At 59.3% G+C, this 21,418-nt stretch carries 19 protein-coding genes; 15 read left to right on the top strand and 4 right to left on the bottom strand.

Annotated elements, in window-relative coordinates:
* From OQE62_RS18415 to OQE62_RS18380, 8 genes are all read left to right on the top strand, one after another.
* Window positions 1-737: DNA-processing protein DprA (locus tag OQE62_RS18415; RefSeq protein WP_265723513.1), on the top strand; the 737-nt coding region annotated here is incomplete at its 5' end.
* Between the two features lie 141 nt (window positions 738-878).
* The gene (locus tag OQE62_RS18410) at window positions 879-1,439 is read left to right on the top strand and encodes an L-threonylcarbamoyladenylate synthase (protein WP_265723512.1); all 561 of its coding nucleotides are present in this window, start codon (window positions 879-881) and stop codon (window positions 1,437-1,439) included.
* Between the two features lie 25 nt (window positions 1,440-1,464).
* Complete coding sequence (gene hemF, locus OQE62_RS18405) at window positions 1,465-2,370, top strand: oxygen-dependent coproporphyrinogen oxidase (protein WP_265723511.1); 906 nt, start codon at window positions 1,465-1,467, stop codon at window positions 2,368-2,370.
* A 74-nt stretch (window positions 2,371-2,444) separates the two neighbouring features.
* Complete coding sequence (locus OQE62_RS18400) at window positions 2,445-2,903, top strand: hypothetical protein (RefSeq protein ID WP_265723510.1); 459 nt, start codon at window positions 2,445-2,447, stop codon at window positions 2,901-2,903.
* Window positions 2,900-3,724 (top strand): shikimate dehydrogenase, encoded by an 825-nt coding sequence (gene aroE / locus OQE62_RS18395; protein ID WP_265723509.1) that lies wholly within the window; start codon window positions 2,900-2,902, stop codon window positions 3,722-3,724. The genes OQE62_RS18400 and aroE overlap by 4 nt, the downstream gene beginning before the upstream one ends.
* Window positions 3,725-3,936: 212 nt before the next feature.
* Window positions 3,937-4,428 carry a 5-(carboxyamino)imidazole ribonucleotide mutase gene (gene purE / locus OQE62_RS18390; RefSeq protein WP_265723508.1) on the top strand — a complete coding sequence of 164 codons (492 nt, stop codon included), beginning with the start codon at window positions 3,937-3,939 and terminating at the stop codon, window positions 4,426-4,428.
* 28 nt (window positions 4,429-4,456) lie between these two features.
* Window positions 4,457-5,572, top strand: a complete 1,116-nt coding sequence (locus tag OQE62_RS18385) for a 5-(carboxyamino)imidazole ribonucleotide synthase (protein ID WP_265723507.1) — start codon at window positions 4,457-4,459, stop codon at window positions 5,570-5,572.
* A gap of 146 nt (window positions 5,573-5,718) precedes the next feature.
* A complete protein-coding gene (locus OQE62_RS18380) occupies window positions 5,719-6,120 on the top strand; it encodes a hypothetical protein (protein ID WP_265723506.1) in 402 nt (133 codons plus the stop codon).
* Window positions 6,121-6,136: 16 nt separating this feature from the next.
* On the opposite strand, the gene OQE62_RS18375 is transcribed toward OQE62_RS18380, so the two are convergent.
* The gene (locus OQE62_RS18375) at window positions 6,137-6,739 is read right to left on the bottom strand and encodes a LysE/ArgO family amino acid transporter (protein ID WP_265723505.1); all 603 of its coding nucleotides are present in this window, start codon (window positions 6,737-6,739) and stop codon (window positions 6,137-6,139) included.
* 115 nt (window positions 6,740-6,854) lie between these two features.
* Here OQE62_RS18375 and OQE62_RS18370 point away from each other — a divergent pair, with 115 nt between their 5' ends.
* Complete coding sequence (locus OQE62_RS18370; RefSeq protein ID WP_265723504.1) at window positions 6,855-7,745, top strand: LysR family transcriptional regulator ArgP; 891 nt, start codon at window positions 6,855-6,857, stop codon at window positions 7,743-7,745.
* 84 nt (window positions 7,746-7,829) lie between these two features.
* Here OQE62_RS18370 and tmpT read toward each other — a convergent pair whose 3' ends face one another.
* A complete protein-coding gene (tmpT, locus tag OQE62_RS18365) occupies window positions 7,830-8,462 on the bottom strand; it encodes a thiopurine S-methyltransferase (RefSeq protein WP_265723503.1) in 633 nt (210 codons plus the stop codon).
* Between the two features lie 187 nt (window positions 8,463-8,649).
* Complete coding sequence (locus OQE62_RS18360) at window positions 8,650-9,207, bottom strand: gamma carbonic anhydrase family protein (RefSeq protein WP_265723502.1); 558 nt, start codon at window positions 9,205-9,207, stop codon at window positions 8,650-8,652.
* A 65-nt stretch (window positions 9,208-9,272) separates the two neighbouring features.
* On the opposite strand from OQE62_RS18360, the gene OQE62_RS18355 reads away from it, so the two are divergent.
* The 6 genes from OQE62_RS18355 (at window position 9,273) to OQE62_RS18330 (ending at window position 20,706) form a co-directional block, all read left to right on the top strand.
* The gene (locus tag OQE62_RS18355; RefSeq protein WP_265723501.1) at window positions 9,273-11,345 is read left to right on the top strand and encodes a M3 family metallopeptidase; all 2,073 of its coding nucleotides are present in this window, start codon (window positions 9,273-9,275) and stop codon (window positions 11,343-11,345) included.
* A gap of 38 nt (window positions 11,346-11,383) precedes the next feature.
* Window positions 11,384-11,662, top strand: a complete 279-nt coding sequence (locus OQE62_RS18350) for a YheV family putative zinc ribbon protein (RefSeq protein ID WP_265723500.1) — start codon at window positions 11,384-11,386, stop codon at window positions 11,660-11,662.
* A gap of 1,470 nt (window positions 11,663-13,132) precedes the next feature.
* Complete coding sequence (locus OQE62_RS18345) at window positions 13,133-19,264, top strand: RHS repeat-associated core domain-containing protein (protein WP_265723499.1); 6,132 nt, start codon at window positions 13,133-13,135, stop codon at window positions 19,262-19,264.
* Window positions 19,265-19,274: 10 nt separating this feature from the next.
* Window positions 19,275-19,685 (top strand): hypothetical protein, encoded by a 411-nt coding sequence (locus OQE62_RS18340; RefSeq protein ID WP_265723498.1) that lies wholly within the window; start codon window positions 19,275-19,277, stop codon window positions 19,683-19,685.
* Between the two features lie 270 nt (window positions 19,686-19,955).
* Entirely contained in the window at window positions 19,956-20,294 is a 339-nt protein-coding gene (locus tag OQE62_RS18335) for a hypothetical protein (protein ID WP_265723497.1), read from the top strand.
* 4 nt (window positions 20,295-20,298) lie between these two features.
* Window positions 20,299-20,706, top strand: coding sequence for a hypothetical protein (locus tag OQE62_RS18330; RefSeq protein WP_265723496.1), 408 nt, complete (start codon window positions 20,299-20,301; stop codon window positions 20,704-20,706).
* Between the two features lie 163 nt (window positions 20,707-20,869).
* Here OQE62_RS18330 and OQE62_RS18325 read toward each other — a convergent pair whose 3' ends face one another.
* The gene (locus tag OQE62_RS18325) at window positions 20,870-21,397 is read right to left on the bottom strand and encodes a hypothetical protein (protein ID WP_265723495.1); all 528 of its coding nucleotides are present in this window, start codon (window positions 21,395-21,397) and stop codon (window positions 20,870-20,872) included.
* Window positions 21,398-21,418: the final 21 nt, after the last annotated feature.

Below are 21,418 nucleotides of genomic sequence, written 5' to 3'. Positions count from 1 at the left end.
AAAACGCCCGCGCCTTCGCCGCGGACCTGGCTGGGGCCGGCTTCGCCATCACCTCCGGCCTGGCCCTGGGCGTCGACGCAGCCGCCCACCGCGGCGCCTTGCAGGCGGACGGCGCCACCGTGGCGGTGCTGGGCAGCGGCGTCGACCGGCTCTACCCGCGCCGCAACGTTGCGCTGGCGGAGGAAATCCTCACCGCCGGAGGTGCCGTGGTCAGTGAAATGCCCCTGGGAGCTTCCGCCGAGGCGGCCAACTTCCCTAGGCGCAACCGCATTATCAGCGGCCTGTCCCTGGGCGTGTTGCTGGTGGAGGCCGCGCTGCGCTCCGGCTCACTGATTACCGCGCGCCTGGCGCTGGAAGAGAACCGGGAGGTATTCGCCATCCCCGGTTCCATCCACAATCCCCTGGCGCGCGGCTGTCACCGGGTCATCAAGCAGGGCGCGGCGCTGGTGGAGACCAGTGCCGATATCGCCGAACAGCTGGGCGGGCTGCTGTCGGTTCCGCAAACGGCGGCCAGCGCAGCGCCCGCGCCGCTGCCGGAGGGGCAGCGGACGCTGATTGCGGCCCTGGGCGGCGATCCGCGCAGTATCGAGCAGCTGGCCGCGGAAACCGGACGCGACACCGGCGAACTGATGGCCGCACTGCTGCAGCTGGAGCTGGCCGGCCTGGCGGAGACGTTGCCCGGCGGTTACCAGTTGACGCCCGCGGGCGCTGTGTACCTGCAGGGGGAAACCGGTTAGCAGCTAACTTGTGCAGAGGGGAGCGATCGGCTAGATTGCCGCGTCTTCCGGACTGACTGGTGAAAGAGAGCTGAAATGAGCAAGCCACTCAATGCGCAACGGCAGAGAGATCTGCCGCTGCACCGGGCCGGGTAACCCCCGATGGTGTACTCCCCGCTTGCGGTCAAGCAGGCCGCCCGCGCCCTGGCGGCGGGCGGTGTTATTGCGCATCCCACCGAATCCGTGTGGGGGCTCGCCTGCGACCCGTTCGATGTGCGGGCGGTCGAGCGGCTGCTGCGCCTGAAGAGCCGGCCGCTGGAGAAGGGGCTGATCCTGGTCTCCGGCGACGAGCGCGATTTCGGCGCACTGCTCGACAATCTCTCGGCGGCGCAACTGCAACAGCTGCACGCCACCTGGCCCGGCCCGGTCACCTGGCTGGTGCCGCACTTCGGCCGCGTCCCGCCCTGGGTCCACGGCGCCCACCACTCGGTGGCGCTGCGCTGCACCGATCACCCGTTTACCGCGGCGCTGACGCGCGCCTACGGCGGTGCTATCGTGTCCACCTCCGCTAATCCCGCCGGCTGCCAGCCGGCGCGGCACAAATACCAGGTACTGCGCTATTTCGGCGACGCGCTGGATTTCGTCGGCGGGGGCGCCACCGGTGGCCGCCGCGCCCCCAGCGAGATCCGCGACCTGATCAGCGGCGGCGTGGTGCGCCCGTAAGTTCACAGCAAGTAGTTGATCCCGCATGAGCAAAGTCGATCCCAACGCCGTCAAACACTACCTCCTCGATCTGCAGGACCGTATCTGCGAGGCCATCGCCGGCGAGGACGGCGGCGCGTTTCGCGAGGATGCCTGGGACAGGCCCGGCGGTGGCGGTGGCCGCACGCGGGTGCTGGAAGAGGGCAGCGTGATCGAGAAAGGCGGTGTGAATTTCTCCCATGTTTTTGGCGACGGCCTGCCGCCGTCGGCCACCGCCAGCCGCCCGGAACTGGCCGGGCGCTCCTTCCAGGCCATGGGCGTGTCGCTGGTAATCCACCCGCGCAATCCCTATGTGCCCACCAGCCACGCCAATGTGCGCCTGTTCGTGGCGGAAAAGCCCGGTGCGGAACCGGTGTGGTGGTTCGGCGGCGGCTACGACCTGACCCCTTATTACGGCTTTCACGAAGATGTGGTCCACTGGCATCGGACCGCAAAAGACGCCTGCGCGCCCTTTGGCGAGGAAGTTTACCCGCGTTTCAAGAAGTGGTGCGACGACTACTTTTACCTCAAGCATCGCGGCGAGGCCCGCGGCGTCGGCGGGCTGTTTTTCGACGACTTCAACGAGGGCGGTTTCGACAACGCCTTTGCGATGATGCGCGCCGTGGGCGACAGCTATCTCGATGCCTATCTGCCCATCCTGCGCAAGCGCAGGGATACGGATTACGGCGAGCGCGAGCGCGATTTCCAGCTCTACCGCCGCGGCCGTTATGTGGAGTTCAACCTGGTCTACGATCGCGGCACCCTGTTCGGGCTGCAGAGCGGCGGGCGCACCGAATCCATCCTGATGTCACTGCCGTCGCTGGTGCGCTGGCAGTACGACTGGCACCCGCAGCCGGGCTCCGCCGAGGAAAAACTCTATACGGATTTTCTGCCCCACCGCGAGTGGATTTAATTCGTAGGATGGGCAAAGGAGCGAAGCGACGTGGCCATCAATTGCGCCAGTAGCAAGAAACAAGGAGGGCCGCCGTGCACAAAGGGCGACTCGAAGATATCAATCGACTCTTTCTAGACTATCGCCGCCAGTTCGAGGTCGGCGATGCACAGCAGGTGGCAGATTTCTATCGTTTCCCGCTGCACTACTATCGCGAGGACGGCAGCAAGCAGGCTGTCAGCAGAGAGTATTTTGTGCGGCAGGTGGACAAACTGCTGAATGCCTACCGGCGCCTTCAGGTCAACCAGATCGTCGGCACTGTGACCGATGTGATCGAGCTGAATGAAAACAGCAGCCTGGCGTCGCTGAACTGGACGCTGCTGTATCCGCAGGGCGAAAAGAGTGCCGAACTCTACAGTGCCACTACACGCTATATCGTCGGCGATACCCAAGACAGCCTGAAACTGGACGGCCTGGTACTGGTGGATGAGGCGGAAAAAATACGCGGCGCCGTGCGCGCGCGCAGAAAAGCGAATCGGGATGGAAAAGCATGAGTGATCGCTACGCAGTCGTCGGCAACCCCATCGCCCATTCCCTGTCGCCGCAGATCCACGGCGCTTTTGCAGCGCAGACCGGCGAGAATATTCACTACGAGAAACTGCTCGCGGAAGAAGGAAGCTTTGCCGATTTTGCGCGGATTTTTTTCGCCGCCGGCGGTCGCGGCCTGAATATCACCGTGCCATTCAAGGTGGACGCCTACCATTTTGCCGACGAACTGACCGAGCGCGCCCGCGCCGCCGGTGCAGTCAACACCCTCAAGAAACAGGACGACGGCAGCCTGCTCGGCGACAACACCGACGGCGCCGGACTGGTGGCGGACCTGGTCGACAACCTGGGCTGGCAGCTCCGCGATAAAAAAATGCTGGTCATCGGCGCCGGCGGCGCCACCCGCGGCGCCCTTTTGCCGCTGCTGGACGAAAAGCCGCAACTGGTGCATATCGCCAACCGCACTTTTTCCAGGGCCGAGCAGCTGGTGGCCGAGTTTTCCGTGCGCGGCACCCTCAGCGCCGGCGGCCTGGATGTGTTCCCCGGCGAATTCGACCTGATCGTCAACGCCAGCTCCGCGAGCCTCGGTGGCGAACTGCCGCCGCTGCCGGACAGTGTCATCGGCCCCGGCTGTCGCGCCTACGACATGGTCTACGGCGCCGAGCCGACGCCGTTCATGGACTGGGCGCGCGAGCGCAGCGCCGAGGTCGCGGACGGCCTGGGCATGCTGGTGGGGCAGGCGGCGGAATCGTTTTACCTGTGGCGCGGTGTGCACCCGGAGGTGGCGCCGGTACTGGCCGGGCTGCGTGCGCGGCTGGCCGGAAAGTGACCCTCGATGCCGGCCGGGGAGGGCCAAAAAGCCCGCCGGGGGTGCTTTCTCGCCGAGTTTTGGTATCCTCACGCCCCTGATTTGTGGCGGCCGGCGGTGCCGGAGCGGACCTTCTGCCGGACTTTACTCCCCGCGATTACCTTACCCTTTACTATCAGCCGGTGGCGAAACCAGCCAGTCTGGCTCTCGTGCAATACTGGAGTGAACAGTAAGTGAAACAGATTCCCTTCGAGAAAGTCACCATCGTGATGGGATCCCGATCTGACTGGCCGACCATGGAGAGGGCGACACAACCGCTCAGCGAGCTTCAGGTGCCCTTTGCCACCGCGGTGGTTTCCGCCCATCGCACGCCCCAGCGGCTGGTGGAGTTCGCCACTACCGCGCACGAACAGGGTACCCAGGTAATCATCGCCGGCGCCGGCGGCTCCGCCCACCTGCCGGGCATGATCGCCGCCATGACCCCGCTGCCGGTCATCGGCGTGCCGGTGGAGAGCAAATTCATGACTGGCATGGACAGCCTGTTGTCGATCGTGCAGATGCCCAAGGGCGTGGCCGTTGCCACCCAGGCCGTGGGCGCCTCCGGGGCCTACAACGCGGGCCTGATGGCGGCGCAGATGCTGTCGCTGACAGACGCGGCGCTGCAGCAGCGGCTGATCGCCTGGCGCGAAAACCAGAGTGCGCAGGTGCCGTTCGAGGTGGAATGAAGTCGGGATTGAAAGAGGTAGTCCGGAAATGACAGTCAGGCGCGTAGGTATAGTCGGCTGTGGCCAGCTGGCGCAGATGATGGCCCAGGAGGCCCGTCCGCTGGGGATCGAATTCAGTTTTCTCGCCGAGGGCGGGGAGAGCACCGCCTGTGTCGAGGGGCTGGGCACCATCGTGCAGGCCACCGACGGCGACGATACGGAGTCGCTCTATCGGGCCATGGGCAGTCCCGAAGTGATTACCGCCGAGCGCGAGCAGGTATCGGTGGAATTGCTGCGCGCGCTGGAAAAATGCTGCCCGGTCTACCCGCGCCCGGATGCCTTCGAGAAAACCCAGCACCGCCTGAGGGAGAAAAACGCCATCACCGCCGCCGGTCTGCCGGTGGCGCCCTTCCTGCCCGCGAACAACTACGACGAGATCTTCACGGCCGTGGAAAAACTGGGCTACCCGGCGTTTATCAAGAGCTGCGAAAACGGCTACGACGGCAAGAATCAGTGGCGGGTGGACAGCGACGAATCGCTCGAGGCCCTCCGCGGCAGAGTGCCGGAGAGCGAATACGTGGTGGAAAAGGGGATCAATTTCTCCCGCGAGGTGTCCCTGATCGGCGCCCGCACCGCCGACGGCGAGATGGTCACCTACCCGCTGGCGGAGAACGACCACTACCGCGGCACCCTGCTGGTATCCACCGCACCGGCGCCGGATGTCAGCGAAGCGTTACGGAAAACCGCGCAGGACTATCTGTCGACCCTGATGGACGCCTGGGACTATGTGGGCGTGCTGGCGATGGAGTGTTTTGTCAGCGACGACGGCCTGCTGGTCAACGAGCTGGCCCCGCGCGTGCACAACAGCGGTCACTGGACGTTGGCCGGTGCCAAAACCAGCCAGTTTGCCAACCATGTGCGCGCGATTCTCGGCATGCCGCTGGGGGACACCGACAGCGAACGCCCCGCGGTGATGATCAATATGCTCGGCGTCGACAAAAAACCGGCGCTGGCCAACGAAGGTGTCTGGCTCTACGGCAAGGGCCTGCGCCCCGGTCGCAAGATGGGCCATGTGATTCTGCTGGATGCCAGCCAGCGGGCCCTTGCCGAGCGAACGCAGGCGATGCTGGAAGCGCTCTACGGCGAATCCAGGCGGCCCGCCTGATCCCACCACAAGGCACAGCCCCGGCAGCGGGGCTGTGCCCGATTCCCCATCCAGATTCGTCCCGAACGGCAAAAATGAATACCCGTTTACAGTCCTGTGCCGGGGATTTGGCATACTGCCGCCCGTTTATCGATCGGAGGTAACCAGTGCGAGAATTCACCAGAAACCTGTCCGTCTGCTTCGCCGCCGGCTGTCTCGGCGGGCTGGGTTATGCGCTGGCGCTGTGGGCCATGGGGCACTACGGTTTTACCCGCTGGGTGGGGGTCGATATCGCCCCGTATCTCTCCAATGCCTATCTTTACCAGCGCATCGTCTGGGGTGGTGTCTGTGGCCTGATTTTCCTGTTGCCGTGGCGGCGATCCTGGCTGGCGCGCGGATTTTTCCTGTCGCTGATTCCGGCCGGCGTGCTGCTGTTCCTGCTGCTGCCGATGCGCGGCTACGGCCCCGCCGCCCTGGCGCTGGGAATGCTGACGCCGCTGGTGATCGTGCTAGCCTGCGCCGCCGGCGGTATTGCCGGATCCGGCCTGCTGCGCGCCCAGGGTAAATAACAGCAAACGGTGGCCATCAGTGGGCGAGCAACAGCTGTGCGGCTACGCCGAACATCATCGTGGCCACACCCAGGTCGAGCAGGCGCCAGGTTGCCGGGCGTGCGAGCCAGGGCGAAAGCCATGCGGCAGCGAGGGCGAGGCCGAAGAACCAGACCAGTGATGCGCTGGCGGCACCCAGCGTGTAGGCGCCCGGCTCGGCCTGCTGGGCGCCGAGGGAGCCGATCAGCAATACCGTGTCCAGATAGACGTGGGGGTTCAGCAGAGTTACCGCCAGGGCGGTCAGCAGGACCGCGCGGCGAGAGCGCGGACCGGCGTCCGCGACCTGTGTGAGCCCCTGTGGGCGGATGGCTCGGAGCAGGGCCCTGAATCCGTACCAGAACAGGAAAATCACACCGCCCCAGCGCGCCATGGCCAGCAGCATGGGGCTCTGCAGCAGCAGGGTGGCCAGGCCGAACACGCCGGCGGTAACCAGCACCACATCGCACAATACGCAGAGCGCAGCTACCCGCAGGTGGTGTTCGCGGCGCAGGCTCTGCGCCAGTACAAAGGCATTCTGCGCGCCGATAGCGATGATCAGCCCGGCGCCTACCAACAACCCGTTCAGGTAACTATGCCACATTCCACCATTTCCCCGCTTCTGCCAATTCATGGATCTGTTTCAGCACTGGCGAGTCTGTACCGGAAGCTGATATAAGGAAAACAAATATTGCTGATAACCCATTAGAGAAATCGATATGCTCGACTACAAGCTGCTATTTGCGCTCGCCGCCGTGGTGGAGCAGGCCGGCTTCGAGCGGGCCGCGTTGGTTCTCGGGTTGTCGCAGTCGGCGGTGTCGCAGAGGGTCAAGCTGCTCGAGGCGCGGGTCGGTGAGCCGGTTCTGGTGCGGGCGACACCACCCCAACCCACCGCACTCGGCCGGCGCCTGCTCAGCCATGTGCAGCAGGTGCGCCTGCTCGAGCGGGACCTGCAGGGGCAGGTGCCGGCTCTTGACGATGGCGGCCCGCCGGAGCGCCTGCGCATCTCGATCAATGCCGATAGCCTGGCGACCTGGTGGGCGCCCGCCGTGGCCGATTTCTGTGCCGGGCAGCGAGTGCTGCTGGATCTGGTGGTGGAAGACCAGGAGGTGGGGTTCAACCGCATGCGCGCCGGTGAAGTGGCGGCCAGCGTCTGCGCCGCCGAGCGCCCGGTGGCCGGCGCGCGCAGTGTCCCGCTGGGGGCCATGCGCTACCGGGCTCTGGCCAGTCCGGGGTTTATCGCCCGTCATTTCCCCAACGGCGTGACGACCGCGGCGCTGGCCCGGAGCCCGGCCGTAGTTTTCGGGCCGGATGATTTTCTCCAGCACCGTTACCTGGAGTCGCTGGGTGTCGCCGGCGCCTTTGCCCATCACCTGTGCCCCTCTTCAGAGGGATTCGTCCGCCTCACCTCGGCGGGGCTCGGCTGGGGACTGGTGCCGGAGCTGCAGGTCAGTGGCGAGCTGGCCCGCGGCGAGTTGGTCGAGTTGCTGCCGGAACGGCCGGTGGATGTACCGCTCTACTGGCACTACTGGCGCAACGGTGGTGAACTGCTGCGGGAGCTTACCGGCCAGCTCGTCCGGGCCGCGGAGCAGCTATTGGTACGAGAGTAAAGTTGCTCAGGCTGCTGCCGCCGTGAACGCAGGCGCGCCCCAGCTTTTGGTCCATGGTCTCGGTTCCTCTTTGAGAGATCGATTTCAGGTTAACAACCAGGCGCTTTCCCGCGCCGCACACTGGCCTTTGAACCCACCGGGGACATCTTTTCGTTCCAGTTGGGTCAGCCGGTAATGGTTGCGGTAGTGTTGCCGGACTTCCCCGTCGCGGATGGAAAATGGTGGGCCGTCCATCAATTCTTGATCGTATTCAAAGGTAATCAGCAGTTGTGGCGCACGACCCGTAATGTCCATCAGGTGTGAGGTGTAAACTTCTCGCATGCTGTCGGGCAGGGCCACCAGCGCGGCGCGGTCGTAGACCGCATGCACCTGGCCGAGCAGATTGCCGGACAACTGAAAAATATCGCCGACGAACATATCGATCTTGTCCGCACGATAGTGGGTCAGATTGCCGGCCGCGGACACTTCCGGCTCCGTGCCCAGTTCATCAAACAGTTGCTGTATCGCGACTTCACTCAGCTCGGCGCCAGCTACGCGATAGCCCTGCGACAACAGCCAGGCGATATCGCGCGTCTTGCCGCAGAGCGGCAGAAACACCCGACCGCCTTCGGGTATCGACAACCGCCCGAAATGTTTCACCAAGAGTGCGTTGGCTTCCCCTTCGTGAAAACCGGTCTCATTGTTCGCCCATTTCCGGTGCCAGAAATCTGCTTCCATAGTTACTCCTTTGGCGGGTATCCGGGATCGCGTCGACACCCGATGTGCGGGTCAGATTGTTCATCGGCTGGAGTCTCTACGGAGAGCCTGTAGGAGCGTGCCATGGCCGCGATCCCTGGGCACGCCGAGCTCCAGCTCGGCAGGCCAGCTGCAGCCATGGGTCGCTCCCACAAAGGGAGGGGATGCCTCAGGACTGGTTGTACCCGGTCAGGTACTGGTCTTTCAGTTTCACGTAATTGGCGGCGGAGTAGCGGAAAAACTCCCTCTCTTTATCGCTCAATGGGCGCGCCTGCTTGCAGGGGGCTCCAACATAGAGGTAGCCGCTCTCGAGCTTCTTGCCCGGCGGCACCAGGGCACCGGCGGCCAGCACCACTTCGTCCCCGACCACGGCGCCGTCCAGCACGATGGCGCCGATACCCACCAGCACCCGGTCGCCGATGGTGCAGCCGTGCAGGCAGGCCTTGTGGCCGATGGTCACGTCCTCGCCGATTTCCAGCGGCCAGCCGTCCTCATTGAAGGGGCCGGCGTGGGTGATATGCAGCACGGCGCCGTCCTGCACGCTGGTGCGCGCGCCGATACGGATGCGGTGCATATCGCCGCGCACCACGGCCATGGGCCACACGGAGCAGTCGTCGCCCAGGGCCACGTCGCCGATCACCGCCGATTGCGGATCGATATAGACGCCGTTGCCGAGCCGGGGGGAAATTTCGTTGTTGCTGTCGCCGTGGGAGCGCAGTGGGGACATGGTCAACCTCCTGTACAATCGGTTTCCTATGATAGCTCTATCGATTTCTGTGCAAAGGGTGTTGTATGTCCAATCCGCTGTTGAATCTCCCGTTACTGCCCGCCTTCGACCAGTTACAGCCGTCACAGGTGGCGCCGGCCATCGCCGAACTGATCGATAACTGCCGCGATCAACTGGAAAAGGGGCTGGAAAACCCGGACTGGGACAACACCCTGGCACCGCTGGAGGAGGCCCAGGACCGGCTCAACCGCGCCTTCTCCCCGGTCAGCCACCTGAACAGCGTACTGAGTGGCCCCTGGCGCGAACCCTACGAGGCCGCGCTGGCAGAGGTGACCGCCTACTGGACCGAGCTGGGCCAGAATCGGGATCTCTACGGCGTCTATCGGCAGCTGGCGGAGTCCCCCGAATTCGCCGACTGGCCACAGGCGCGGCGACAGGCGGTGAAACTCGGTCTGCGGGACTTCGAGCTCAGTGGCGTGGGCCTCGAGGGGGACGCCCGTGAGCGCTTTGCCGCCAACAGCCGCCGCCTGGCGGAACTCAGCAGCCAGTTCGCCAACAATGTACTCGACGCCACCAACGCCTGGACCTACCACACCGAGGATGCCGCGGAGCTGTCCGGCCTGCCGCAGACGGCACTGGCCGCCGCCGGGGCCGCGGCGCAGTCCAGAAACCTGCCGGGCTGGGTGATCACGCTCGAGGGCCCCAGCTTCCTGGCGGTGATGACCCACGCCGACAACCGCGCGCTGCGCGAGCGGGTGCACCGCGCCTTTGTCAGCCGCGCCTCGGAAACCGGTCCCGACGGCGGCAAGTTCGACAACTCTTCCGTAATGGAGGAAATCCTCAAGCTGCGCGCCGAGCAGGCGAAGCTGCTGGGCATGGAGAGCTACGCCGAGCTGTCCGTGGCCAGCAAGATGGCGCCGGATACCGACCGGGTGCTGGAATTTCTCAACGACCTGGCCGAGCGCGCCAAACCCGCGGCGGAGCGCGAGTTCGCCGAACTGAAAGCCTTCGCGACGGACAATCTCGGCCTGCAGGAACTGAAGCCCTGGGATATCCCCTGGGCCGCAGAAAAGCTGAAACAGGAGCGTTACGCCATCAGCCAGGAGGAATTGCGGCCCTATTTCCCCTATGAAAAAGTCCTCGCCGGTCTGTTTGCGGTGGTGGAAAAACTGTTCGGTGTCACCGCCGAGGCGGACGACAGTGTCGCCACTTGGCACGAGGACGCCCGCTTCTTCTGGCTGACCCGCAACGGCGAGCGCATCGCCGGCTTCTACCTGGATGCCTTTGCGCGCGAGAAGAAGCGCGGCGGTGCCTGGATGGATACCGTCAGTACCCGCCGGCAGACGGAGTCGGGCCTGCAATTGCCAATAGCCTATCTGGTTTGCAATTTCTCTCCACCCATCTCCGCCGCAGGCGCTCCGGCCGCCGGTGGCGAGCCGTCGCTGCTGACCCATAACGAAGTCACCACCCTGTTCCACGAATTCGGCCACGGCCTGCACCACATGCTGACAAAAGTGGATGTGGCCGACGTCTCCGGTATCAACGGCGTGGCCTGGGATGCGGTGGAACTGCCCAGCCAGTTCCTGGAAAACTGGTGCTGGCAGCCGGAGGCCATCGCGATGATGTCCGGCCACTACAAGACCGGCGAACCGCTGCCCGCGGAGCTGCTGGACAAAATGCTGGCGGCGAAGAATTTCCAGTCCGCCATGTTTACCGTGCGCCAACTGGAGTTCGCGCTGTTCGATTTCCTGCTCCACAGCCGCAATACCGGCGCCAGTGCGGAAGAGATCCAGCAACTGCTGAACGATGTGCGCAAGCGGGTGGCGGTGGTGCCGTCGGCGGCGGAAAACCGCTTCCAGCACGGCTTCGCACACATCTTCGCCGGCGGTTACGCGGCCGGCTACTACAGCTACAAATGGGCCGAGGTGCTGTCCGCCGATGCCTTTTCGCTGTTCGAGGAAAAGGGGATTTTCGATCGCGCCACCGGGGAGAAATTCCTGCACAGTATTCTCGAAAAGGGCGGCAGCCGCGAGGCGGAGGACCTGTTCACGGAATTTCGCGGGCGCGCGCCTAAAATAGACGCGCTGTTGCGTCACTCCGGCATCGAACAGCTCGCATTGAACACTGACCCGGGCTGACACGGCCCGGGAGAAATCGAATTGAGAGGTATCGATCAATGAGCGACGAACAGCAGAGAATAACGGCACGAAAACCCAAGAAGCGGTTTATCGCCGGCGCCGTCTGCCCACGCTGCAGCGAAATGGACAGGATCGTCAATTATAGCGAAGGCGACAAGAATTACCGCGAGTGCGTCGCCTGCGGTTTCAAGGACGAAATCCGCCTGCAGTCCGCGCCGCGGGAACCGCAGACGCGCGTCACTGACAGTGGCCAGGCGGCGGAAGTCGAGACACCGGTAAAAATCATCCAACCAGGCAAAAAAAATAATTCACAGTGAAAAAACTCTACCCGCTGCTGGCGTTCCTGCTGGTGGCCGCCATTGCCGCACTCTACGGCCTCGACCACTACCGCGAGGTACAGGAAAAGCAGCGCGAACAGACTGCGCACCTGCTGTCGCGCTGCGTCAACCAGGGATTGCTGTCGCTGTTCAGGCTGCAGGCCAACGACTGGCAAGAGCGGCCCGAGTACTACCGGCGACAGGCAGAAAAACTGGAGGCGAGCATCGGGCAACTGCCACAGCAGTTGCTGGATGGTGAGCCTTTTGTCGAGTGGCAGTCCGCCACCGAGATCTGCGACAAACTGACCCGCCACAGTAACCTGCAGCACAAGACCATCTTCCGACCGCTGGGCCGCTTTGCCTCGGCGGAGATGCGCGACAGCCGCACCTTCAAGAGCCGCGGATCCCTGCGCCGGCGGCTGCGTACCGTCAACCGCCTGAACGTCGCCGCGCAGGCGGCGGACCGCTATCTCGACGACCTGCGCATGGATATCCATNCGACAGCGAAGTGCTCGATTACTACCGGGACGGAAACTTTTCCCGCAAGCGCGTCGACGCCTATCTGCAGCGGGTGGAACGCTACTTCAAACTGCTGGCGGAAAATCCGGAATCCTACAGCCTCCGCGGCGGCAGCCTGTTTTTTCACGACCGCGACCTGCGCCGGGAAATCGATCGGCTCAACAACGCGATCATCCAGGGGGAGGCGGACTTTTTCGGCAGCTGGACGCAGATAGTGCAGCGCCAGCAGAGGAAAGTTCAAAAGTGAACATGTTGCCAGCAATAGATTTTTTCGATTGCCTCATCCGTCGAATTGACGTCACTGAAACCTTGGAGGTTAGTCTATAAGGTTGTTCTGTGGGAATCTAGATTTTTGGTCAGTTAAACATTCTAACTTGTCAATCGATGCTTGGCTATACCAATCAAATCTTATTGCACGTGAACTTGCGTGTATTCGTGCTGTATTTGCATTCTTGATTGTATGTGTAATGTCATGTAATTGCGCAAGTCTTCACAAATCCAATAACGTGTTGTTAGAGTGTTGTGAAATCATATATGCAACTCCAATTCGGCTTTTGATCTTAAGGTTATTGGATTACAAGGATAATATTAAAAATGGGCGGGCTATTTATGCGCTGGAGAGATTCAAGTTTGTCGAGGCCAATGTATGTAGTTCGTCTAGCGATAGTTTTTCTAGTTTTTCTAGGAGTAATCTATAAAGCAGAGGCGGATGTTTCTGGGCCTGCAAAAAATAGATCTGGAACATTTACGTTAACTTATTCCAGTCCATACGGCGATAAGTCGTTGCGTCAGTACAAAAACGGAAACTTAGAAAAAACTATAAGTTTGCCTAGATCCGGCACGACAGACGCAAATTCGATAAACATAGATGACAGCGGTGTCTATGAGTTTCAGTTGTGGGGTTGGCCTGCAGGTTGTATGCAAGGGCCGCCTGGGAGTTGCGCCACCTTTGTGTTCCACGGGAGTCACTCCGTCAAAGTTGCCTTAAAACCGGACTCCATCGGGGCGCTCTCCAATAAGAATGTAACCAGCGGCACCACCGACACCAACGGCAAATTCAAAGTCCGATGGGGTGCCGCTGATGACTCGCCTCGGGTCGACGGCTATGAAGTCCAACAGCGCTTCCGCCCCGAGGGCGGCAGTTGGGGCAGTTGGTATCCCTCCGGCGGCGGTCATCCCAGCCATGCTTTCCAGACCGGTAATACGTACGTCTACGCCCAAGGCTTGCATGCTGCCAGTAGCCTCCCTGACGGCGACTACAGACATCGGGTACGCAGCTATGTCACAGTAGGAGGCTACTCGAATCACAGTAGTTGGAAGTACGCGCCTGTCGTTACTGTGCGCAATAAGCCGGGCCATGTCACAGGCTTGGAACCCACAGTGTCGGCTCCCTCCGAAACTTTTTCCATGACCTGGAATGCCGTCTCCGGCGCCAGTCAGTACGAGGAGTTGCGCTACCAGCTCCAGTGTAAGGAGCCGGATGACAGCAACTTCGGGTTTGACACATGCGGTAACAGTAATCTGAATGGCACCCGTTCAGAGATAGACTTGCCCCAGGGCAGTAATGGCACATACAGCTTCCGGGTCCGTGCCTGCAATGGCCTGGTGCCGGCAGGGTGTCGCCGTTGGCCGAGTTCGTCTACGGATGTGCCGGTGGATATCCCCGTGCCGGTCCCCGACACGCCGGACTGGGTCACCGAGCCCCTGGACCGCAACTACGGCCAGGTTGCGATGGATTGGGAATTGCCGGACGGCTCTCCGGATGCGGCGGGTTTTGTGTTGCAGCAACGCTGCAAGACCGGAGAGGACGGCTGCGGTCAAATTGGCTGGCATGAAATCACCCCAGACGAAGAAAATCCACAGGACGGCAGCTACAGTGCACAGGTAGAACTGGACGACCAGTACAGGTATCGAGTGAAGGCCTGCAACAGCGTGGGCGAATGCTCCAACTGGAGAGTCAGCAGCTGGGTCAAGGTCCACGCCCTGAAAGGCATCGGCGAGGTGCTGGAAACGATTACCACCACCGTCCCCGGCGATACCCCTTACAGTGTCGATGTTACCAATACCGGCGATGCCTCCATTACCATCCCCGTTGATGCCGCGCCCGGTGTCAACGGTCTGGCACCGAATGTGTCGCTGGGTTATTCCGGTCTTCGCTACCATCATCGGACCAAGGATCAATTGCCGGAAGATATTCTCGGTTACGGTTGGCGTCTGGGCGGCTTCTCCGAAATCCGCCGATGTATTACCAGCCTGGATCAGAGTCGGATCGAAATAGCCCTGGATGACAGTGATCTCCTCTGTCTGGACGGCGAGCCGCTGGTGGCGGTTTCCGGTGACTACTGGCAGACCGATACGCAATACCGCACACTGCGCGATTCCTCCCGCTTGATTACGCAGAAAGCCACTTCAGAAGGTAAGCCTTGGTTTCAGGTAGAGGCGCCGGACGGCCGGGTGCAGGAGTATGGCCGCGAGCCTGAAAGTCGTCTGAAGGTTGGCCAGTCTCCTTACTTCGGGTGGAGCCTCAATAAGGTGACGGATGCCTTCGGCAATACCGTTGAATACCGTTATCATCGCGATTTGGCCGAAGGCATCAACTATCCCCTGGACATCATCTATGGCGATGACGGTGATGCGCGTATTCAATTCGAATATAGCCCGCGCTCGGATATCCCAGCAGAACCCCTATCGGAAGAAATTGACCAGGGTCAACTGGTGCGGCTCCATCGGATACTAGTGCGCCTAAACAACAAAGATCTGCGCGAGTACCGGTTGATCTCTCAGGACGAGGGCCAAATAGAAGGCTATCGTCGCCTCAAGGAGGTGCAGGTCTGTGGCTTTACGAAACAGCACAACCGGGAGTGCCTGGAACCAGTCAAGTTTGACTGGCAAGAGCGGGAGATCGGCGATTATGAATTTGGCATCGACTTCGAGCTGGGTGTAGAGCGAGTCACCGACAGTCTGGGCGCCGTAACGGAAATTTCCTACCGTACGTTGTCGCCCGACGACAGTGCCGGTTTTATTCAGCAGAGTCCATTTGGCTCGGAAGACGGAATCAATGTTCCTGGCGCCTATCCATTGCCGCCGAGCTATCCGGATCTGAATGATCCCGGCCGTGGTGTCTACCGTTTGGTTGTGAGTGAAGTCAGGCGCAGCAACGGCTTCGCCCTCGACTGGCACAGGACGCAATACCGTTACCAGGGCCCGGGACTAATGGGATCCGACAACTGGGGCTTCCTGGGCTTCCATGCCCAGAAGGTCCGTGATGATAAGAGCGATATCTCCACATATAGCCAGTTCCGCCAGGACCTCCCCCACGCCGGCGCCACCGCCCGCCTGATCCAGTGCCACGGTGATTGTGTATCCGGTGAAGTACTTACCGAAAAACGCTACCGTTACGGAGCGCTGGACCTCGGTAGTGGTGTTATGCGGACCTATATCGATCAGGCGCTGGAGGCACAGTTGGAGGGCGGTCAGCTGCTGGGCTACCGCGAGAGACGCACCGCGCTCGACACGGAAGCACCCGACGGCAACATCGGGCAGGTGATCCTGCGACGCACCGCCACCGAGCGTATCGCCGAGTCCGCCAACGTCGACGACGGTGGCTCTACCTACTGGGGCGAAGTAAAAGAGGCCCAGATCAATGGGGCCGATGTGCTGCGTTCCAGTCAAACTGTCACAGAATATGCCAACCGCACCAGCCCCTGGCTTCTGGGTTTCGCCGAGTACGAGCAGAAGCAGCATTTCCGCGGCGATATCGGCAGCCAGTTGGATCGCCAGCAGTCTGCTGTGGCCGCCCCCTGGCCTGGCAGCAACAAGCCGGGCAGTGTTATTCAATATCCGGACGATGAACAGTACGAACTGCAGACCCACTACAGCTACGATGGCAGTGGCAATCTGGAGAGCGAGACTGTCAGCGGTGTGGATATCGCCACACGCACGACCGAAGTGCTCGAATTCCTCGACAACCGCTACCCCACGCGCATCAGCAATCCACTGCAACAGGAAATTACAGTTGGATACGACCAGCGCTTCGGCAGTGTCGACTCGGTCACCGACGCCAATAGCCGCACCACCAGCATCATCTATGATGCCTTCGGTCGCGAAGACGATCGTACCAATGCCGATGGGGTCATTTTCGATAGCAGCTACGAATCCTGCTACAACTGCGATTCTGTAAAGAATATCAGTCCCCGCTACAAGCTGATTACCGATTCGGCCATTACGCCGCGGGTTACCCGCTACTACGACGAGCTGGACCGACTGCTGCGCGAGGAATGGGAGGGTTTTGATGGTACCACGGTGCGGCGAGATTACGGTTATGACGACCGTGGCCGTCTGGAGTACCAGACCGACTCCTATCCCAGTACTGAGAGCAATCCCTCATTTACCAAGGTGAATAGCTTCGACAGTCGCGACCGGGTGACAAGCCTCACCAAGCCAGATGGTGCCGCTATCACCACGGATTACAGCGTGGTAAATGGACGCGTCAAAGTGCGTGTGGAGGAAGAAGTACTGAATGCCACGGGTAACCCCGTTGAAGCCCAGATCAAGGAGAGCTTCTATCTGGTCACCGGTGATCTGGACGAGACAGTCGATGCCAAAGGTACCGCCAAAGAGGTTTCAACCAGCTACACCTACGATGGCAGCGGTCATATGAAAACGGTTACCGTGGACGGAGACACGACCGATTTCTCATCCACGTTCAACTATGATCTGGCCGGCTTTCGCACAAACCTCACCGATCCCAATCTGGGCACGGTGGAAAGCCGCTTCAACGCGCTGGGCCAGCTGATCAAACAGATCGATAACGAAGGCCAGCATATCGACTACCGCTACGACAAGCTGGGCCGACCGCGCTTTCAGGCAGATGCAGACGGTGTTGCTGAATGGACCTACGACCCGATCAATGGAAAAGGCCAGCTAGGCAGCCGCCGCTACGTCGACGGCGGCCTGCTCCAGGGCGGCGCCATTAGCGGTGGCACAGAAGTCTTCAGGGAAAGCCGTGGCTACAACGGCAACGCAAAGCTGGAGACACTGACCACCGACCTTAGCGCCGGAGGCCTCAGCCGCAACTACCAGCACAGCTACGATTACTACGGCATTGGCGATGGACGGCTGAGAAGTGTCACCTATCCCAATGGAGCCCAGGCCGAGTACGACTACGGCGACGATGGGCGCGGTTATCTGCACGAAGTTCGCGACCACACGGGTACCGCTATCAAGACATTCAAGGAAATTACCGCCCGTGGTCAAGTGAAACAAGAAGTCTATGGCAATGGCTTGATCACGACCCGTGGCTACGACCCGGAGAGCGGCCGTCTTACCAAGATCATCACCGGTGGCGGCAGCATCCAGAACAACGAATACGCCTGGCGCTCCAACGGTACCCTGGAAAGTCGCTTGATCAAGGATGCCAACGGTGTGGAACAAAGAAGGGAAGAGTTTATATACGACGCCCTCAATCGCCTTACAGACAGCAATATCTCCATTGCCGGCGGTGCCGCAAGATCCCTGAGCACAACCTACAACAAACTGGGAAATATCCGAAGTAAAACCAGTAGTCACCAGAGCGACACACAGGTGACCGGCTATCAGTACGGACAGACCCGGAACGCCGGCCCCAACGCCGTAAGCAACGTCGATATCGACGGTGTGGCCCACACCTTGCACTACAACAAGAATGGCGCCATCACCCGCTACGACGCGGCCAGCGGCGACGACAAGTGGATCACCTGGAACGCCCGCCAGCTGCCCACCGAAATCGTCCTCGGCGACAGCAAGACCACCGGAACCCCCACTGCCAGGGACAGGTTCAGCTACGGCCCCGGCGGCGACCGCTACTACCGGGAAACCAGCTGGTGGGACGAGGATGCTCAGACACTGCGCACCGAAAAAGCCTTTATCCTGGGCAAGTTCGAAGAGCAGCTCCCCGCGAACGATCCGGATTACCAGCGCATAGAAAAGACGCGATTGGATGCTAATGTGTTGCACATTGCAGCCTACCGCCACACCGGTGAAGAGGAGGAGTTCAAGGAATACTTGCACCGGGACCACCTGGGGTCTATCGAAAAGGTAACTGACGGGACTGGTGACCTCATCATTCTGGATACAGCCTTCGAACCCTTCGGGGGTAGGAGAAGCCCGGACTGGCACAGCCAACTGAGCGATCAGGCGATTGATTACCTGCTTGAGGCTCAGGGTATTAGCACCAGAAGGGGTTTTACCGGTCATGAACACTTGGATAGGACCGGACTGATCCATATGAACGGGCGTATCTACGATCCGACACTGGGCCGATTCTTGAGCCCGGATCCAGTGGTGCAATTTCCGGAAAGCAGCCAGAGTTGGAATCGCTATTCGTATGTGAGGAATAACCCGCTAAGCGTTACAGACCCATCGGGCTATATGGAAGAAGTTGTAGTTACATATGAATGCAGATGTGGAGGACCACCTGCGCCCGCTTTTCCGGGATTCTTTCCCGGGCCGACTCCTGGGCCGGCTCCTGGACCCGGGCGCAGTCCTGAGAATGACGCCAATTTTGATAATAGTAACGATTCCGACGAATCGGAAGATGATTCGGATGACAAAAATACGGAGAAGGCGAAGGAGCAGGCCGACGAAGAGAAGTGTGAATACGGTGGTGGATGCGTAACGGTTACAGCCACGCAAGGAGCTACTTCTTCTTTGATTGGGGATTCTAGCGGTTTTATCACTCGGGACAGCTTTGGAAATCCAGTAGATTCAGGGCTAGGTGCTCTTTTTTTTCTTGCGGAGTGGTTGTCGGGAGCTAAAGCAACAAGCCTTCTGAAGGGTGAAAAGATTGCTATTGGAATTAGTAAGAAGGGACTTAAACATCTTAAAAAACATTTAAAGGATTTTCAGAAACTTGATAGTAATTTTACTTTGAAAGATCAGATTAAGATTGGTAAGAAAATAGCAGGCAATCCAGCTAATTTGATCAATGTTAGGAATGGGAGTCGAGGATTTGAAGCGGTCGTTAATGTTGGTGGAAATAGCGTCCAAGTAAGGGCTGTTCTAAATGCTGCTGGAAATCTAAGAAGCGTATATCCCGTGTTATGAGGAGTAGAAATTGACAGATATTTTCTATGCTTTGGACGTGAGCGGTGGGGTAGACCCTGATGATCCCATAGGTAACGTATATATAGTGGGGGATAATGGGAAATCTATTACTATTGAAAGTACATATGTTGATGCATGGTTAATGGAAATGTCTGATTTCATTATTTCTGGGAGTAGACAGAATAGAATCGAAGTTCTGGAAGAGCCTGAATCTATAGATGTTATTTATAAGGATGGGAAATTTAATTTTTTTTATAAGGGGGAACAGGTTGTTGTTAGTTCTAAGGTTTTCGTGCAAAAAGTTTGCGAGATTGTGGAGAAATTAATTTTTGATTTGTCTAGATTTTCTGATGGCAAAGAGGATAAAAATGTTTCTCTATTGAAGGGTAAATTGCTAGAGTTGCAGGGAAAAAGAAAATAACGTTTGCAGCCCCGTGAACCCCCACACAAAGCCCCGCTGGTGATTCCGGCGGGGCTTTGTCGTTTGATCAAGCCGACTGCTGCTTGATCAGTGCCTCCACACCTCCGCAATCATTTTCTACGGAGAAGGCGAAGAATGAGGCAAACGAGCCGGAGACAGGAACCACCTATGAAAGCGAAGTGGTAGTTACGGCCTCAAAAGAGAATGATGTGCAGCTTATATTTGCTGTACATGGTGCCCTGAGTTCTGCTAGGGCATTTAGTCAATTACATGAACGAAAGTTATGGCGTGATCGTAAAAGAAGATAGATCTTGGCTTGCAGACTTTATAAAATCTGGTGCACTGGTTGATATTCCTGACAATCCATACTCTTTAACTGAGGCTTTCGAGGGAACTGCGTATAGTCCGGTTCAGCCAGAGCAGACAGGTTATATTCAAGCTCCAGGGCCAATTCAAGATGCAGTTGCAGTAAGTATTTATTTGGTTGGTAGTTCAAAAAGGACAGTTGACTACAATGCCTATTCTAGATCAGCCAATGCGCCAGTATACGTTCAACAGCAAAACGGAGGCTGCACGGTCTATGGTGCATCCTCTTCTAGAGGGTGTTAGAAATATGAAGTGGATTCTATTTACAATTATTTTTTCTTTTTTGTTTGTTATTTCGTCATGTGGAAAAGAAGAGCCTGAACTCCTTGTTCCTATGTCGGCATTGCTTGGAGATCCTGAAAAATTTGCAGGAAAAAGAGTCGTGGTGGTCGGTTTTCTAGGTCGAGGAAGTGATTTATATTTGACAGAGGAGCATGCGAAGATAGATGACACCAGTTCTTCCTTGCTTTTGAGCTTGTCGGAAAACGAGAGGATGAAAACAAACAAATCCCCATGCAAGAATAAGTATGTTGAGGTTGTTGGGATTTTTGGCTTGGTCCGAATACAGGGTTTGACGCCGAGAATTGGCATCAACAAAGTTGCATCCATTAAGGATAAAATAACTCGACCGAAGAATTGGACAGCCATTAATTGAAAAATAAGCTGGGAAACAGTTCTCGGTTCAAGCGAGAGTTGTCTTGTCGGACGATTTTCGTATTTTGACAGGAGGTTGTGCCAAGAAACGCCAGCCAGTGTTTTTGAGACAAAGTGATCCCTCACAACGGGATTGCGGACATGTTCTTTAACAGGGCAGGGTTTTAGGAAGCGGCAGGCGGCGATAAATAGCGCTCGCAGTCGCGAATGCCGTGTGCCCAGCGTTTGCCGAGCCGTTCACAGGCACTACGTACCGAGTGGGTGGTCCCCACCAGAGATCTGAAGCGGCTTTCAAAGTTTTTGTTGAGATAGAGCCAGTGCCTTGGATCGATCTGCAATCGCTCCAGAATCGGAGGCAGCTTCTTGTCAATGGCCCCGCGTTTCCCCTCGTGCAGGCAGCGCCCGCTCCAGTCCACCAGATCCAGATAATCCTGTAGGCGGAAAGGCAGCCCATCTGGCATGGGGTTATGCGGGTTGCCGGCAAAAGGCAGAATCGCCTGCGGTTGTCGGCCCTCTTTCGCGGCCGAGATGCGCCGCTGGATGGAAGTGTGGTCCGATATCTCCGGTGTCTCCGCCATCTTCGCGCGGATAGGATTCAGATCCACATAGGCGAGGCAAGCGGTCAGCGCGCGCTCGTCCAGTAATGCCTGAGACTTGAACCGGGATTCCCGTAAGCGATCAATAAACCCCACCTAAAACCCAGCGCCTCTTCC

It is taken from the genome of Microbulbifer halophilus (genome assembly GCF_026183675.1).
GTDB lineage: Bacteria > Pseudomonadota > Gammaproteobacteria > Pseudomonadales > Cellvibrionaceae > Microbulbifer > Microbulbifer halophilus.
This window is presented reverse-complemented; position numbering and strand designations above follow the sequence as displayed.